At 37.4% G+C, this 17,564-nt stretch carries 15 protein-coding genes and 4 pseudogenes; 1 reads left to right on the top strand and 18 read right to left on the bottom strand.

From position 1 onward, the window contains the following. Position 1: 1 nt before the first annotated feature. The 18 genes and pseudogenes from hprK to NBRC111893_RS03265 all read right to left on the bottom strand — a co-directional run bounded on the left by hprK (position 2) and on the right by NBRC111893_RS03265 (position 16,770). Entirely contained in the window at positions 2-1,036 is a 1,035-nt protein-coding gene (gene hprK, locus NBRC111893_RS03345; protein WP_125007991.1) for an HPr(Ser) kinase/phosphatase, read from the bottom strand. 54 nt (positions 1,037-1,090) lie between these two features. Continuing rightward, positions 1,091-1,445: pseudogene (locus NBRC111893_RS03340) on the bottom strand (phage holin family protein). 2 nt (positions 1,446-1,447) lie between these two features. Beyond that, complete coding sequence (locus tag NBRC111893_RS11090) at positions 1,448-1,636, bottom strand: hypothetical protein (protein WP_225417534.1); 189 nt, start codon at positions 1,634-1,636, stop codon at positions 1,448-1,450. Further along, on the bottom strand, positions 1,627-1,764 hold the full coding sequence (locus NBRC111893_RS11085; RefSeq protein ID WP_225417532.1) for a PspC domain-containing protein: 138 nt from the start codon (positions 1,762-1,764) through the stop codon (positions 1,627-1,629). Before NBRC111893_RS11085 ends, NBRC111893_RS11090 begins: the two co-directional genes overlap by 10 nt. An 83-nt stretch (positions 1,765-1,847) precedes the next feature. Then, a complete protein-coding gene (gene phoU, locus NBRC111893_RS03330) occupies positions 1,848-2,504 on the bottom strand; it encodes a phosphate signaling complex protein PhoU (protein WP_125007990.1) in 657 nt (218 codons plus the stop codon). Between the two features lie 9 nt (positions 2,505-2,513). Further along, positions 2,514-3,272, bottom strand: coding sequence for a phosphate ABC transporter ATP-binding protein PstB (pstB, locus tag NBRC111893_RS03325; RefSeq protein ID WP_125007989.1), 759 nt, complete (start codon positions 3,270-3,272; stop codon positions 2,514-2,516). 11 nt (positions 3,273-3,283) lie between these two features. After that, on the bottom strand, positions 3,284-4,093 hold the full coding sequence (gene pstB, locus NBRC111893_RS03320; RefSeq protein ID WP_125007988.1) for a phosphate ABC transporter ATP-binding protein PstB: 810 nt from the start codon (positions 4,091-4,093) through the stop codon (positions 3,284-3,286). A gap of 10 nt (positions 4,094-4,103) precedes the next feature. Next, a complete protein-coding gene (gene pstA, locus NBRC111893_RS03315; protein WP_125007987.1) occupies positions 4,104-4,991 on the bottom strand; it encodes a phosphate ABC transporter permease PstA in 888 nt (295 codons plus the stop codon). Beyond that, a complete protein-coding gene (pstC, locus tag NBRC111893_RS03310) occupies positions 4,988-5,917 on the bottom strand; it encodes a phosphate ABC transporter permease subunit PstC (RefSeq protein ID WP_125007986.1) in 930 nt (309 codons plus the stop codon). Before pstC ends, pstA begins: the two co-directional genes overlap by 4 nt. 1 nt (position 5,918) lies before the next feature. Continuing rightward, positions 5,919-6,804: pseudogene (locus tag NBRC111893_RS03305) on the bottom strand (phosphate ABC transporter substrate-binding protein PstS family protein). A 160-nt stretch (positions 6,805-6,964) separates the two neighbouring features. Then, on the bottom strand, positions 6,965-8,320 hold the full coding sequence (locus NBRC111893_RS03300; protein WP_125007985.1) for a sensor histidine kinase: 1,356 nt from the start codon (positions 8,318-8,320) through the stop codon (positions 6,965-6,967). Beyond that, positions 8,321-9,040, bottom strand: coding sequence for a response regulator transcription factor (locus tag NBRC111893_RS03295; protein WP_125007984.1), 720 nt, complete (start codon positions 9,038-9,040; stop codon positions 8,321-8,323). 13 nt (positions 9,041-9,053) lie between these two features. Next, the gene (locus tag NBRC111893_RS03290) at positions 9,054-10,211 is read right to left on the bottom strand and encodes a PDZ domain-containing protein (protein ID WP_125007983.1); all 1,158 of its coding nucleotides are present in this window, start codon (positions 10,209-10,211) and stop codon (positions 9,054-9,056) included. A 142-nt stretch (positions 10,212-10,353) separates the two neighbouring features. Then, positions 10,354-11,476 (bottom strand): peptide chain release factor 2 gene (prfB, locus tag NBRC111893_RS03285; RefSeq protein WP_191984816.1). Its coding sequence is split into 2 segments (ribosomal slippage): positions 10,354-11,397 and positions 11,399-11,476, totalling 1,122 coding nucleotides; the frame shifts between segments, so codons are not numbered across the junction. Between the two features lie 65 nt (positions 11,477-11,541). Continuing rightward, positions 11,542-13,904 (bottom strand): annotated as a pseudogene (secA, locus tag NBRC111893_RS03280) (preprotein translocase subunit SecA). Between the two features lie 219 nt (positions 13,905-14,123). Next, entirely contained in the window at positions 14,124-14,681 is a 558-nt protein-coding gene (hpf, locus tag NBRC111893_RS03275) for a ribosome hibernation-promoting factor, HPF/YfiA family (protein ID WP_125007981.1), read from the bottom strand. 129 nt (positions 14,682-14,810) lie between these two features. Further along, positions 14,811-15,341, bottom strand: coding sequence for a ComF family protein (locus tag NBRC111893_RS03270; protein WP_160114445.1), 531 nt, complete (start codon positions 15,339-15,341; stop codon positions 14,811-14,813). Positions 15,342-15,498: 157 nt separating this feature from the next. Next, a complete protein-coding gene (locus tag NBRC111893_RS03265; protein WP_501184172.1) occupies positions 15,499-16,770 on the bottom strand; it encodes an ATP-dependent helicase ComFA in 1,272 nt (423 codons plus the stop codon). Between the two features lie 99 nt (positions 16,771-16,869). Here NBRC111893_RS03265 and NBRC111893_RS12260 point away from each other — a divergent pair. Next, positions 16,870-17,510, top strand: a pseudogene (locus NBRC111893_RS12260) (YigZ family protein). Positions 17,511-17,564 lie beyond the last annotated feature (54 nt).

Genomic DNA, 17,564 nt, shown 5'->3' with positions numbered 1-17,564 from the left:
CCTAATCTTTACTATCATCTTTGCCCTTAGAGTTGTCGGATTCCGATAAAGCTTCTTGATTCTCTTTTTTTGTTTCATCCGCTTGCTTTTTTTCATCAATATCTTTTTGGCTATTAACCTTAATTAAGTTATTTAAATTCCGGTCAAAGGTTTCCGTAGCATCATACCCCATTGACTGGGCCCGGAAGTTCATTGCAGCAGCCTCGATAATAATTGCTAAATTCCGACCAGTCTTAACCGGAATCGTCATCTTAGGAACCGTCACATCAAAAAACTTAACATCCTGCGTACCGTTTCCCAGACGGTCATACTTAGCGTCCTTAGAGAAGTTAGCTAAATGGATAATCAGTGATACTCTAGTTCGACTTCTAACTGCCCCAGTTCCAAATAAAGTCATCACATCAATAATCCCAATACCCCGAATTTCGAGTAAGTGCTTTAAAATAGCCGGAGCTTCTCCCATCAAAGTTTGTTCATCTTGTTGATAAACTTCAACTCGATCATCTGCAATTAGTCGGTGTCCCCGCTTAACAAGCTCCAATGCGGTTTCACTCTTACCAACTCCACTATCACCAGTAATCAAAATTCCCAATCCATAAACATCAACTAGGACACCATGAATTGATTGCCGTTCTGCCAACTTGTCTTCTAAATAGTTAGTCATGTTACTCAAAACTCGAGAAGTGGTCAATTTTGAACCTAAAATTGGGATGCGTTTTTCTTCAGCGGCCTCAATCAACTCCTCCGGTGGATCTAACTGTGTTGAAATCACAAATGCTGGCGTTTCAGGCTGACACATCTGCTTCATGACCTTCAATAACTCTTCATGAGATAAACCTTTGGAGTACGAAATCTCAGTAATTCCTAAAAGTTGAATTCGTTTTGCTGGATAATAATTAAAAAATCCGGTTAATTCCAAACCGGGCCGCGAAATATCACTAGTTGAAACACTACGTTCTTCAAGATATTCTTCCCCAGAATAAACATCTAATCTCGCAGTCTTAACCAATTCAGCAATCGTTACGCTGTCTGCCAAATTAACCCCTCCTCAATGCAATATATTAGTTTAATTTTACCACTTTGTTAGCGCTTAATGGACCTCTCGAGAAAAGAATTCTGTGATGATTCCATTCAATACTGACATCAAAACTGCCACTAACACGGCCATCCAAAATGATGAAAATTCAAACCCTGAACCTACAATTTTTGACGTCAATTCCAAAATAAAAACCGTTGATAATTAAACTAAATAATCCAAATGTTAAAACCGTAATTGGTAAGGATAGTAATTTTAAAATTGGTTTAATCAAAAAGTTTAGAAATGCTAAAACAAAGGCTGCTAAAAATGCAATTCCAAAACTAGCCACGTAAAAATAATTTGGTAAAAAACCGCTAATCGCCATAAACAAAATGGTATTGATCAGTAAACTTGATAAAAAGCGCATACTTATTCTCCTTTATTATCGTTATCAATGTCTTGCTCTTCAGCATCATGGATAACCTTTCTTGAATTTTTTGCTGGTGTTTGACTAAATCCTTTGAATAAGTCAAAAAACGAACCAGTTGAATTCTCAGAAGGAACCAATATCACTGCTGCCACGTAAGCTATCACAATAATGAGATTGATTACTGGCATGAATAGTAACACCAAAATAATACCCTAACTAATGTAGAATTCCAATTAAGTGATTGAGAAAGTCCACCGATGACACCAGCAATCCACCGATCGGTTACAGATCGTTTAAATGTATTTAACCATTTCATGTATAATTCCTCCTCTAACAATAACTTAAGAGTATTAAAAAAAAGCGTTACATTCAAGTATGCAACGCTAAAATCACAAAATCTTAACCTAGTTCAATAATTTTTCCGGTCGCAAGGTAAACTGTCCACTCACAAATGTTAGTACTATAATCTGAAATTCGACTAAGATCTTTAGCAACGTTTAAATAAATAATCGCAGAATTTAAAATATCTGGCTTCTCAGTCATTGTTCGATAACTTGGTGAAGCAACCCCGTTATACAAATCATTGATTTCTTCATTAAAAATTGAAGCTGTTTCTTTGGCCCGACTTTCATCAACTGCTGCGTAGGCATCAATTGATTGTGAATACTCCTTAACCACTTCATTAACCATCGTGGCAATCACCTTTTCAACTTCTGGAATTCGATCTTGGCCTTTAATCTTAATTGTTGATCTAGCGATATTTCGTGCATGATCTCCTGCTCGTTCAAGATCTGTAACACTCTTAAGTACCCCGACAACTTCCCGTAAATCAGTGGTAACGGGTTGATATAATGCAATCAATTCAAATGATCGTTTCTCTAGATACGTTTGTAACTCGTTAATCTCGTGATCATGATCAATCACCACATTTGCCGCATCTACATCATGATCAATAAATGCTTGGCCACTATTTGCCACTGCATCCCTCACCAAAGCTGCCATCTTCATAAAATCGGCTTTAAGACTAGCCAATTCGTCATCAAATATTTTTCCCATAATTTCCTCCTATCCAAATCTTCCCGAAACGTAATCTTCAGTTTTTTGATTTTCCGGATTAACAAAAATTTTGCTAGTCTTGTCATACTCAACTACTGTGCCATCCATAAAGAACGCTGTCTTATCAGAAATTCTAGAAGCCTGTTGCAAGTTATGTGTAACAATCACGATGGTGTATTGTTCCTTTAAATCAAGCAAAGTATCTTCAATTTTGGCACTAGAAATTGGATCCAGCGCTGAGGTTGGCTCATCCATCAAAATAATATCTGGTGAGACAGCTAGCACCCTAGCAATACAAATCCGCTGTTGTTGCCCGCCAGAGAATGATAAGGCATTATCGTATAAGTGATCTTTGACCTCATCCCAAACTGCTGCTTGACGCAAGCTTCGCTCAACGATTTCATCTAGTTTAGCCTTGTCTTTAATCCCAGCAATTTTAAGCCCATACGTAACATTGTCATAGACTGAAAATGGAAATGGGTTGGGTTGCTGAAAGACCATACCAATATCTTTTCGTAATTCAACTAAGTTAGTTTGGGGAGCGTAAATGTTTTCACCTCTAAATTGAACCGAGCCAGTAATCGTGACACTATCAATCATATCGTTCATTCGATTTAAGCATCGAAGAAAAGTTGATTTTCCACATCCTGACGGACCGATTAACGCGGAGATTTCATTGTCTTCAAAACTCAAGTTAATATCATGTAATGCTTGATAATCACCATAAAATAAATCTAGGTGTTTTGATGAAATAATTGGTTCACTCATCACAGATCCTCCTACCCAAAGTTTCCGGAAACATAATCTTCCGTTAACTGAATTTTTGGTCGGGTAAATATCTTTCTTGTCTTATTGTATTCAATTGCTTGACCCAAATTAAAGAATACCGTGTAGTCACTTAATCTAGCAGCTTGTTGCATGTTATGGGTAACGATAATAATCGTGTAGTCTTTTTTTAGCTCTTGCAAGGTCTGCTCTAATTGAACCGTTGAAACTGGGTCTAAAGCCGATGCTGGCTCATCAAGTAACAACACATCTGGTCGTACTGCTAATGCCCTTGCAATACAAACTCGCTGAGCCTGGCCACCAGATAAGGCTAAAGCACTTTTATGCAACGAGTCCTTAACTTGATCCCAAACTGCAGCTTCCTTTAATGTCGTCTCAACAATTTCATCTAACTTTTGCTTATCACGAATTCCTCTGCGCTTAAGTGCGAAAGTAATGTTATCGTAAATCGACTTAGCAAAGGGATTAGGTCGTTGAAACACCATGCCGATTCGGCGGCGGACTTCATATACGTCAATTCCCGGCTGATTGATATCCACTCCCTGATAAAAAATTTTACCCTTAACCGTAGCAACCTCATCGTTCATTCGATTTAAACTTCTTAAATAAGTTGATTTACCTGAACCTGATGGACCAATCAATGCCGTAATCGTATTCTTCTTAAAAGTTAAATCAGCATTACTCATAGCCAGTGAATCCCCATAAAACACTTGTAAATCTTCGGTGGCCATTGTAATTTCTTCATCTTCGCCAAACCGATAAATGAACCGCTCTTGTTTCTGGTTATTTAACATATCTTGCATAGCTCTTCTCCTAACTTGCTGAAGTCATCTTTTCAAAGATTTTCCGTCCCAGGTACCTAGCCGATAAGTTAAAAATTAAGATGGCGAGAACTAACACTGCCGATGATCCAGATGAAACTTGGCTCAAATCTGGCATAATGCCCTCTGAATTAATCTTCCAAATGTGTACCGCCAGCGTCTCAGCCGGACGCATTGGGCTCAGCGGGCTATCAATGTTAAATGGATTCCAATCACCAAAATTTAGCGCAGGCGCACTTTGTCCCGCAGTGTAAATTAAGGCGGCTGCTTCACCAAAAATTCTACCAGATGAGAGAATCATGCCGCTGATAATTCCCGGAAGTGCTGCCGGAACCACGATATGGGTAATTGTTTCAAACTTTGAAAGTCCTAACCCTAGACCACCTTGACGTTGATCATTTGAAACACTTGAAAGCGAATCTTCCATGCTCCGCGTCAACAATGGTAAGTTAAAAATGGTTAATGTCAATGCTCCAGATAAAATTGAAAATCCGTAATTAAACTGAATAACAAACAATAGAAACCCAAACAATCCAACGACAACTGACGGTAACGAACTTAAAATTTCAATCATTGTTCGGATGGTTGATGTAACCCAGTTATCCTTAGCATATTCATTTAGATAGATCGCTGCTCCTAAAGCAATTGGCGTCGAGATTAGCATTGCCAAAATTAATAAATAAAAGGAATTGAATAGTTGTACTCCAACACCACCACCGGCTTGAAAGGCTTTGGCTGGTCTAGTTAGAAATCCCCAACTAACGTTAGGTAAACCAGTGATAAAAATATATCCCAATAGGAAGGCAAGAATCAGGACCACACAAATCGCAATGCCTTTTAAAATTCCAATTGCAATCTTACTCTGAGATTGAGTTTTCATTTTTTAAACGCCCCTTTCCGGCCGATGAAGTGAACCAGGAGATTGAAGAACAGTGACATGAATAACAGTACCAAAGCTAACGACCATAAAGCGTCATTTTGAAGCGACCCCATAACGGTATTACCCATTCCGGAAGTTAGAACTGACGTCAAAGTTGACGCTGGTGATACAAGATTTTGGGGCATCAATGCCGCATTCCCAATTACCATTTGTACCGCAAGAGCTTCACCAAATGCTCGAGCCATTCCAAAGACAATTGCTGTTAAAATCCCTGGAGTGGCTGCACGTAATACAACTTTCCAGATGGTTTGCCAAGCAGTAGCTCCCAGAGCCAAAGAAGCTTGTCGATAATACTTAGGCACTGATTTTAGTGAATCAACGGTCATTGAAACAATGGTTGGTAAGATCATTACGAAAAGGACAAAAGTACCTGATAAGATTCCGAATCCAGAACCTCCAAAGGTGTTTCTAACGAAAGGTACTACGACTGACAATCCAATAAAGCCATAAACTACGGAGGGAATCCCCACTAATAATTCAATGACTGGTTGCAAGAATTTAGCACCCTTCTTAGGTGAAATTTCAGTCATATACACTGCCGTTCCAATTGCAAATGGAGTTGCAACCAACGCTGCTAACAAGGTTACTAAAAATGACCCTAAGATCATCGGTAATGCCCCAACAGCTGGTTTACCATCAGGCGTATTGGTGCCCGGATTCCAAATAGTCCCACCAAAGAAGTCTTTTAATGAGATATGATCATGAGTAAACGTTGAAATTCCTTTGGATGCAACGAATAAGATAATGCCTACCACAACTAACATAATCAACAGTAACGCTGCTAAACTAATCCCTTGGCCGAAACGTTCATAACGCGCTGTTTTAGATTTTTTTAGTAACTGTGAAGCTAATTTCTTATTTTCCACATTACTCACCTACCTCTTTCGTTATCTTACCGTCCCAAGTCCGTTGATATTGCATATCATTAACTGAGATATACCCAAGTTTTTGGAATAATTCTTTTTGAATATGACGACTATTAAGAAAGTTTAAGAATTTTTTAGTTATTCCTCGCGGTTGCCCATTCGTGTAAATATGTTCATAAGACCAAATTCTCCAGCGATTAGTTTGCACATTCTTGGCAGTTGGCATAACACCATCAATTTCAATTGGCACAATTGATTTATTTAAGTAGCCGAACGCAACGTAACTAATTGCTCCTGGTGTTGTACTAACAATTTGTCTAACCGTCCCTGATGAATCTTGTTCCTGAGCAACTGCACTCTCTTCGCCATGCAAACCGTAGTCTTCAAATGTGACTCGCGTTCCACTACCCTGAGAACGATTGATTAAAGTTACCGGCATATTTTTACCACCAACCTGACGCCAATTAGTAATCTTTCCCGTGAAAATTTTAATTAATTGATTAGAAGTCAACGCTTTAATACCAGTATCCTTATTTACAATTGGGGCGACCCCCACGACAGCAACACGATGATCGACTAATTTCTTAGGGTTGATCCCACTTTTTTCTTTCAGCGAACAAGTCAGAATTTCCCATTTGAACGGCCCCAGATTCAATTTGACTAAGTCCGGTTCCCGAACCGCCTCCCTGTACATTGATAAACATCCCTGGATGATTAGCAATATATTCCTCACTGGCAGCTTCAACCAGTGGCTGCAATGCTGTTGATCCAACGGCAGTAATGGATTCTCCCGTACTTTCAGTGCTATCACGTGTGGCATACGCATAGCCAATTCCAAATACCAACAAGATGCCCACACAAATATTAATAATTGTCTGTTTCCGCATGGCAAATTCCTCCTCGCTTAATTCACTTACTATTGTAAATAACCAATGTAAATATTCACTCAGTCCATTGTAAAAATTATGTAAATGTTTTATATCGACAAATTAAAAGCCCCTACTATGAAGGACATTCATAATAGGGGCTTACTTATCGCGGTAATATTCAATTTTCCTTTGGCAGGCGAACTGTAAACGTAGAGCCAACTCCTCGTTGACTTTTAACTGTAATCTTTCCAGACAATGATTCAACTAGTTCATTCACGATTGACAAACCTAAGCCCGTTCCGGGAATCTGCTGCTTATTTCGCGATTCATCTGAACGATAAAACCGTTCAAAAATTCTAGAAAGATCTCGCTGACTGATTCCAATTCCTGTATCTTTAACGCTAAAGTACCAGAAGTTTCCCTGACTATAGGCATTAATTATAATTTGACCACCATCGCGATTATACTTAACAGCATTTGAAATTAAATTGCGAACAATTCTTTGAAGTGAATCAAAGGCCATTGTGACCTCGAATGTTTCATCAATTAAATTCTGAATTTCCAGATTATGTTGCTTGATTTGAGTACTTTGCGTCATTAGTTCCTGATCGACAAAGTCCTTTAGTCGTACTGAATCACTTGTTTGAATTTCATCTTTCTGAATATGAGAAATCGTTAAGATGTCATTGATCAGTGAGGTTAGCTGATCGCTTTGTTGATTAATGATCTCTAAAAATTCAGTTAATACTTCTGGATCATCTTTTGCCCCATCTAATAATGTTTTAGCAAACCCAGAAATGGCAGTCACTGGGGTTTTCAATTCATGACTAGCATTCCGCAAAAAATCCACTTGCATTTGAGTAATATTGATCACATCAGAAATATCATAGGCAATAACAATCACATGAAACGAAGAATTAATTCGACTATACACTACCTGAGTATCAATAGTTTTCGTACCGTCAGTCGCCGCAGTGATTTCAGACCTTACAGATTGATGACTATTAAAAACATTGTCGATCATGGTTAACATCTTGTAATTGACGATATCTATCGTGTAGGGATGAGCTTCTCGACTAATTTTACGGTCTAGAATATCACCCATTTGAGGATTAGCGAAAATTACGTCACTGTTTTGATTGATGACCATTACCCCAACTGGTAATGTATTAATAATCTTTAGCAATTCATTATTTGCCATAGATGAATACTGAATCTGCTTGTTTTGTGATGCCGCCAGTTCATTAATTTCATCAGCTAAATCTTTGTAATTATCATCCGGTTTCACTAATACTGGCTGAGCAGAAGTCTTTAGATTTAAACTCTTCACAGCTCCATGCAAGCGATAGATGACCCGATTATCTTGATGATTCTGGATTAAGATAAACATCAAGTAAACTATGGACCCAGTTGCAAGCACAAAAGTCGTAATTAGCCAACTGCGATTATGGTAGCTAATGCCTAATCCTAGACAAGCTAAGATGATTAGTTCTATGCCAAACAGATTATATAAATTTTTAGTTGACCTATTCACCTAATCATCCCCACTTACGAATTGATATCCAATTCCACGTACCGTTTTCAAATAGACAGGATGTTTGGGATCCGTTTCAATCTTATCTCTTAAATGTGCAATTTGAATGTCTACCATTCGACTTTGACCACTATAGTCGAATCCCCAAACTCCAGAAAGTAATTGTTCCCGACTAAAAACTTGTTTATCGTGATTAGCAAGGTAGCTAAACAGTTCAAACTCCTTTGGCGTTAATCTAAGATTTTCCCCATCTACTAATACTTGGTATTGTTTCTTATCAATGGTAAATGGTCCTACCACTTGATTTTGATTGTCATCTGAAGCTTCTTTGACGTCACTCAAATTAGCTTCTGTAACTTGATAACGTCGTAGCACTGCATTGATTCTAGCGATTACTTCACGTGGACTAAAAGGTTTGGAGATGTAATCATCTGCCCCCATTTCCAAGCCAAATACTTTATCAAATTCAGTGTCTTTAGCGGTTAAAATAATTACTGGTGTCGTGATTCGATCCATGCGCATCTGCTTTAAAACTTCCTCGCCACTCATTTCAGGTAACATCAAATCAAGAAGCACAATTGTATATTCATGTGCTTTAATTTTTTGAAGGGCTTCTTTACCATTAATGGCAGAGTCTACTTCAAAATTTTCGCGCTTCAAATTATATTGAAGTAAAGTAATAATTGCTGGTTCATCGTCGACAATCAACACATTTTTCAAAGTTTATCCCTCATTACGCGTAATCTGAATAGGTTTTAATACCAATTTCATGCGGTGAATTTTTAAAAATTGCTGTTTCAGTAATTTTCAACTGATCGTTTCGATCCCTAACCTTTAACTTACAATAAGTTGAATTCTGAGAAATTGCTTGATACAGTTCAGTCTCATTGGTTACTAATTCACCATTAACCTCTAAAATGATGTCACCAACTTCAAGGTTCATTTTAGCAGCAGGAGTTTCGGGTTTAATACCTAATACCCTCACCCCATCCATTACTTCACTATACTCAAAATCAATTCGCCGATCCTGTGATTTAATCACCATTAAACTAATTAAATATACTAACCAAATCGTGATTAGCGCATAAATGCCAATTGCAGGAATGAATTTAGTAATAATCGCTCCCAGCAACGCTAATACTCCAGTGGCAATGGTTACATGAGCAACTTTGGCAATCATAGTTCCCAAAACGCCTCGCTTAACCGTAAATCGGAGTCCCAGTAATAATGGCAATATGAATAATGTATATGAATGTCCGCCATAGTTAAAGACTGGCCAAAACGATAAATGAGCTTCAAACCAGTTTCCAGGAACCAACAACAGCATTGGGACAACCGCCGACTCATTAAATCTAAATTTAGCAATTCGTGTATTTCGCTTATTACGATCAATTATTGGCGATGGATAATTACCACCGACACCGATCACATATAATCCATTTAAGACCAATATGATTCCTAAAATGGCAATTAAATTAGCTATCGGTACCGCTTGTAATGATGCACTTAAAGCAGAGGTTAACCAACTTAATCCGAATAGATCATTTGGAACAGTTATCAGTGTAACCAAAACTCCGCTTAAAGTAATTAAAGTAATTGGTAAACTGGTAAATGATAAAACTACAACACTAATTAACTCAAGTGCTATGTAAACCACAATCCATTTTGCTGACACACTAATAAGCAATATTCCCATAATCGAGGCAATTACGCCGCAAAATAACGTGCTTTTTAATAAATGGCGACCTTCAAAAAAGTCTTCGTAAATTGCCGATCTAAATAATTTTCTTTCCCGTTTGACTCTGGAAAGAAATAAAACGCCGCTTCTAATTACTGTAAGCCAGAGAACTGGTTGAAGTAAAAAAAAGAGGAGCAAAAACACAATTTTCATTTCTATTTCCCCTAATTAGTTTAGTTTAAGTATAGCATTGTCCCAAATTTAATTTAAGGCCCCAATCACGTAGCATAAATAAAATATGTAACTAAAAAAAGCCTCTCGCCCACCTGATGGTGGTTGAGGGGCTTAGTTTTAATTAATCAGGGTTTTGTTGAGCTAACTTCCACTGCAGATACGCATTAATGAATGGATCTAAATCACCATCCATCACAGCACTAGTATTGGCTGTTTCGTAATTGGTACGGTGATCCTTAACCATTGAATATGGATGAAATACATAAGAACGAATTTGTGAGCCCCAGCCAATCTCTAATTGTTCGCCTTCAATCTTGGCTTTTTCTTCGGCTTTTTTCTGTTCTTCTAATTCATACAGCTTTGACTTCAACATATTCATCGCGGTTTCTCGGTTTTGAAGCTGTGATCGTTGAGCCTGACTTGCAACGACAATTCCCGTTGGTAGATGAGTAATCCGAACAGCGGATGAAGTCTTGTTAATATGTTGTCCGCCAGCTCCACTTGAACGATAAACATCAACTCGTAAGTCATCTTGATTAATTTCAATTTCAACATCATCATTCAATTCGGGCATTACATCTACCGATGCAAACGAGGTGTGTCTCCGAGCGGCTGAATCAAATGGTGAGATTCTAACCAGGCGATGAACACCTTTTTCTGATCTAAGGTAACCATATGCATCCGGACCAGAGATTAGCAAGGAAACACTACTGATTCCAGCAACATCCCCAGCTTGATAGTCTAAAACCTCAACCCGAAACCGATGAGCTTCTGCCCACCGGTTATACATTCTCAATAGCATTGACCCCCAATCTTGAGATTCAGTTCCTCCAGCCCCAGGATGAATTTCAAGAATAGCGTTGTTATGATCATATTTTTCATTTAATAAAAGCTGCAATTGATACTTATCAAGTTCTTTAGATAATTTGCTTTGAGCATCTGCATACTCGCTTATCATATCAGGATCATCATCTTCAGCAATCAGCTCTAACATCACAGATAGTTCGTCGCTCTCGTTCTTCAAGTGAGTATAACTATCCACTTTAGTTTTCATCTGATTTGTTTCATCAATTAATTTTTGAGCGATTTCCTGGTTATCCCAAAAACCTGGTTCTGCCATCTTTGACTCATTAATTTCAATACTTTCACTTAAAGCATCAAAGTCAAAGTGACCTCCTAAAGCCAGCAATGGCTTGTTGCATATCAGCTAGTTGTTTTTTGGCATCCGTTATTTCAAAAGTCATTTTAGTCACCATTTCCTTATTAAAATAAAGAATCCAAACATAATTGCCTGGATTCTTTAGTCAGATTAACGTTGCATATTTTGTCTAATTTCAGCCTTCATAAATAATCTGGTTGCATCATAATCAATATCAGCGATCATTTCTTCAAACATCTTGTAACCTTCACGTTGGTATTCAACTAATGGATTTTGTTGACCATAACCACGAAGACCAATTGATTGTCTTAATTGATCCATCATATCAATATGATCAGTCCAGTGAGAATCAACTACTCGAAGGATAACGACTTTTTCAAATTCAAGCATTTGTGATTCATCATATAATGCTTCTTTCTTTTCGTCATAAACCTTGTTGGCTAATCCCATTAGGAAACTCTTAATCTCTTCAGCAGATTTACCTCTAAGGTCATCCATTGAAATTTGATCAGGGTTTACCATTGCAGAAATCGCAAAGTCAAGGATGGTTTGTAGATCCCAATCCTCAGTATCACCTTGAGTATGAAGGTCAACAATTCGATTGATGGTTCTTTCAATCATTGGCATAATTACCCATTTAAGTGATTTTTCTTCGCCGATAACTTCTTGACGTTCGCCATAAATAACTTCACGTTGTTGTCTCATGACATCATCATATTGAAGCACATTCTTCCGAGAGTCATAGTTATTACCTTCAACTCGCTTTTGAGCGGATTCAACTTGCTTAGTAATCATTCGAGAACGAATAACTGCATCATCACCTTCAACATTCATCCGCTCTAAGAAGTTCTTGATTCTTTCGGAGCCGAAACGAAGCATTAAGTCATCTTCAAGTGACAAGTAGAATTGTGACAATCCTGGATCACCTTGACGACCTGCCCGGCCACGAAGTTGATTATCAATTCTTCGAGATTCATGTCGTTCAGTACCAATAACCGCTAATCCACCAAGTTCAACAACCCCAGGTCCTAATTTAATATCAGTTCCCCGTCCAGCCATGTTGGTAGCAATTGTAACAGCACCCTTTTGACCAGCATTTGTAACAATCTCAGCTTCTTTAGCATGGTTTTTAGCATTCAAAACAACGTGAGGAATGCCTTCTTGATCTAAACGTTGTGATAGATACTCTGAGGTTTCAACCGCCACGGTACCAATCAACATCGGTTGGCCTTTTTCATGTAATTCCTTGATTTTGCTAACTACGGCCTCAAATTTGGTTTGCAGGTTTGGATAGAGAACATCAGGTTCGTCAATCCGGACAACCGGTTTGTTAGTAGGAACAGAAATAACTTCCATGTTGTAAATTTCGCGGAATTCTTCAGCTTCAGTCTTAGCAGTACCAGTCATTCCAGCAAGCTTTTTGTACATTCTGAACATATTTTGATAAGTAATGTTAGCCATAGTCTTACTTTCCTCTTGGATAGTAACGCCTTCTTTGGCTTCAATTGCTTGGTGAAGGCCATCTGAGAAACGACGACCATCCATAATCCGTCCAGTAAATGAATCAACGATGAGAACTTCATCTTCTTGAACAACATAGTCTTTATCGCGAAGCATAATGAAATTAGCTCGTAAAGCTTGATCCAAATGGTGGGTCAAGGCTGTGTTATCAGTGTCATACAGGTTAGTAAGGTTAAAGTACTTTTCACCCTTCTCAATTCCCTTATCAGTCAATGAAACTGTCTTAGTTTCCAAATCAACCTTAAAGTCTTCACCTTCATGAAGGTCTTAGCGAATTGATCAGTACTTTGATATAACTGTGAAGTACCAGTAGCTTGACCTGAAATAATCAGTGGAGTTCTGGCTTCATCAATTAAAATTGAATCAACTTCATCAACGATAGCAAAGCTTAACGGTCTTTGAACCATTTCTTCTTTATAAGCCACCATGTTATCACGAAGATAATCGAAACCAATTTCACTATTAGTTGAATAAGTAATATCAGCCGCATAAGCTTCACGTTTTTCATCAGGGTTCATTTGAGCAAGATTAACTCCAACAGTTAAACCTAGCCAACTATATAATTCGCCCATTTCAGTGGCATCACGTTGAGATAGATATTCGTTAACCGTAACAACGTGAACTCCTTCGCCAGCGATAGCATTTAAATATACTGGCATCGTTGCTGTAAGCGTCTTTCCTTCACCAGTCTTCATTTCGGCGATGTTACCTTCATGAAGCACAATTCCACCCATAATTTGCACGTGGAATGGATAAAGACCTAATACTCGTTTGGCGCCTTCTCGGGCCACAGCAAAAGCTTCGGGTAATAAATCATCCAAAGTTTCACCATCAGCATAACGTTGTTTAAATTCGGGAGTTTTCGCTTGAAGTTCAGCATCACTTAACTCACGATATTCTTTAGAGTATGACCCTACTTGATCGGCCAATTTACTGAGTCGTTTAAGTTCACGTTTATCACTTTCGACCCATTTCTTTAAGACATTTCGCATCTAATAAATTCCCTTTCTGCATACAAATTCTTAATTGGATTTTATAAATTACTAATTATTGTCAATTACATACTTTCTAATTGTATCATTTCATTTACCCTTTTAAAACATAAACATAGATAAATTGTAATCTCAATACTATTACACATTTTATAAATAAGTAAAGAGCTACGACAAAAGTTCTTGCCGCAGCTCTTTATTATAGTAAAAAATTATTATTTAGTCACCAGTTTCAATCAAACCGTAACGACCATCATTACGACGATATACAATATCAATTTCTGACGTTTCTGCATCTTCATAGATAAAGAAATCGTGACCTAACATATCCATTTGCAGAATGGCTTCTTCATTATCCATTGGTTTTAGTGATACTCGTTTATTTCTAACAACTTCAAGTTTAGAATCAACATCAACGTCATCATCAGTAGTAACATCTGAAGATGCAAATTCTAGGTTCTTAAATCCTTTTTCACGAGACTTACGGTTAACCTTAGTTTTGTATTTTCTAATTTGACGTTCCAATTTGTCAGTTACTAAGTCGATACTTGCGTAAAGATCATTGGACATCTCTTCTGCACGTAGAGTCAAGTATGGTAAAGGAATGGTTACTTCTACTTTAGCCTGCTTGTTTGGATATACTTTTAAGTTCACATGAGCGGTGTTGTTTACATCACCGTCAAAGTACTTTTCTAACTTGCTAATTCGTTTTTCAACATATTCACGAATTGCTTGAGTTACTTCAATATTTTCTCCTCGAATGTTAAAAATTAACATAACACTCTCTCCCTTCGCCATCAACAGTTTAATGGTCCAATGATATGTTTTAAATGAGTTTAATCATTGGCTACAAGTTAAGTATAGATTAAAGTTTGAAAATTAACAATAATAAGGACTAAAACGCTATCATCTTGCCAGCGTTAATCCCATTATCTTTGATGGTTGTACTATGCTTAACGCCTTAGCTGCATGCCTTATTGTCACTCCAGTAGTATAAATATCATCAACAATTAAAATATTTTTACCAGTTAAATTTTTATACAGATTTGGTCTTAATTCAAATGGCTGTGGTGTCAATAATCGATCCTGTCGCGTTTTCATAGATTGTGGAACCTTCGAGATTGCTTTCATAGTCAGACAATCCATATATTTGACCTCACTTAATAGTCCACAAACTTGATTAAATCCTCGTTGAAGCAGTGTTGTTTCCGTCACTGGTACAGGTACTATCACCAAATTTTCTACTTTATAACGCTGGTTAATAAACGCCTGCATAAACGCCGAAAATATTAACCTTAAACGATAATCACCATTAAATTTATATTGTTTCATAAATAGCTGCATTGAATTGTCGTACGCAAAAATTGCCGTATTTATGAAATTATCTTGCCGAATGATCCATTTTTGACAATCTGTGCAAACTGTTCTAGTAGCCATTAAGCGGCCACAATAATTACATGTTGGCTGGTTTGACAAATAAGTAAATTGCCTCCAACATGTCGGGCAAACAAATTTATCGGTAATTTTCTTAAACGAAAAAATATCAGTTAACTCAAAAATTGGCGGTAACATCCCATCGCAAAGAAGACAATTATTAATTCTCATTTGACATCACGTTCATCTTCTTAATTTGATTATGAGCAGCCCTAATTTTAGGTGTTATATTTTCAATATAGAATAGCACTTCACCTGTCGGAAAATTGGCGTTTCTACCAACTCTTCCAGCAATTTGGACTAATGAAGCAGTACTAAAGATATCATTGTCGGCACTTAGTACCATGACACTTAGATTTTTGAAAGTAACTCCGCGCTCTAAAATCGTTGTGGTAATCAAGAAATCAAGCTTGCCATCCCGCATTAATTGCACCTTTTCAATTCTTTCAGGATCAGCAGAAAAGACAGTTGTGAATTGCCAGCCTCGTTTAGACGCATTTATAACTTGAGCAATTTTTGCTAGATCAGCAATCTGAGGCACAAAAACTAATAATGATTGATGAGAAATTATGTTAGCAATCTTTTCAAGAATTGATTTAGGAAATTTACCACTTTCAATCTTGTTTCTTAAGCTTCTAATCTTTACATTAGTGATTTCCGGCAATGGAAATCCATGATATCTTCTCGGCAGATAACTGACACTAATTTTATTAGATTTTATCTGTTTTATTAAAAAGTCATCTGGCGTAGCAGTTAAGTAGAGCTGACTGGCAGTACTTTTAACTGCTTTACTGGCTGCATAGTGAAGCATCATATTTCCAGCATATGGAAAAACATCCACCTCATCGATGATTAAGACATCAAATGCCTGATAAAATTTCATTAACTGGTGGGTAGTGCAAATAGTTAATTGGCAGTACCGATAACCAGATTTGATTTGTCCATGAAGTAAACAAATATCAATCTTAGGAAACGCCGCTTGGAGTCTTGGAAATAATTCATTAATTACATCAATTCTAGGTGATGCAATCGCAATCCTTTTTCCAGACACAAGCGCTTGAGCAATGCCTTCAAATAGCATTTCCGTTTTGCCGGCTCCAGTAACCGCCCACAACAAATGAGTAGTGTTGTTGTTGATTACATATGTAATCTTGTCAGAGCAACTTTGTTGATCAGCAGTTAATTTCCCCGACCATGCTAAGGGACAGTCAATTATTTTAAATTGATTTGGCTCTCGTACAGTTGCGAGTTTTGATAATGTATCTAATCTACCAAGTTGTATACAACAATAACAATAAAGGTGGTCATTAGGTAAGCTTGCTAACGGGCAGCGCAAAGTTGATCCACAACGATTGCATACTATTCGCCGACGTTCGCGAATTATTGATTTGCGAAAAATTATCAATGCGGATTTAAGAATTTCCGGCGATATACACCGCGTATTTATTTGGCGACCAAATAGTTCTGATATACTATGAATAATAGATAATCACCTCAATGATTAAGTACGTAAAAATGGAGCGAATTTATTTTGGTAGAAAATCCTTTACTCACTATTAAAGCTAATAAGACTCATGAACTAGAAATCAAGAAGTCTCGATTTATTTGTAATTTAAGACAAATTGAAGATGAATCTGAGGCAAAGCAACTAATCGCTCAAATCAGTGCCAACAATTCAAAGGCCAACCATAATTGCTATGCCTACGTCCTTGGTAAAAGTAACGAAATTCAACGGGAAAGCGATAATGGTGAACCTTCTGGTACAGCCGGCGTTCCAATTCTAGAAGTCTTGAAAAAAATAACGTCAAAAATGTATTGGCAGTGGTTACACGTTATTTTGGGGGCATAAAGCTAGGAGCTGGTGGATTGATCAGGGCCTACAGTAATTCCGTTTCAACTGCCATTGATGAAATTGGCCTCGTTCAGTTAATAAACAAGAAAATCATTTCATTAACTGTTGAATACCCACTACTTGACAAATTAAATTATTATTTACTAGAAAATAATTATCAAATCAAAGATACTTCTTACACCGATAAAGTCACTATCGCCGTGGCTGTTAGTGAACAGGAAGTCGACAAATTTCTTGAAGATATCACTAATCTATTAGCCAACCAATTTAAAAGTTCAATTGGTGACACTGAGATTTTTGAAGTTGATTTTGAAAAATAAACTTTTAAACATAAATAACCTCCGATTACCTTAAGACAAGATAATTGGAGGTTA

Source organism: Lentilactobacillus kosonis (genome assembly GCF_003864335.1).
Classification (GTDB): Bacteria; Bacillota; Bacilli; order Lactobacillales; family Lactobacillaceae; genus Lentilactobacillus; species Lentilactobacillus kosonis.
The sequence above is the reverse complement of the archived record's forward strand: the minus strand, read 5'-3'. Positions and strand labels throughout refer to the sequence as shown.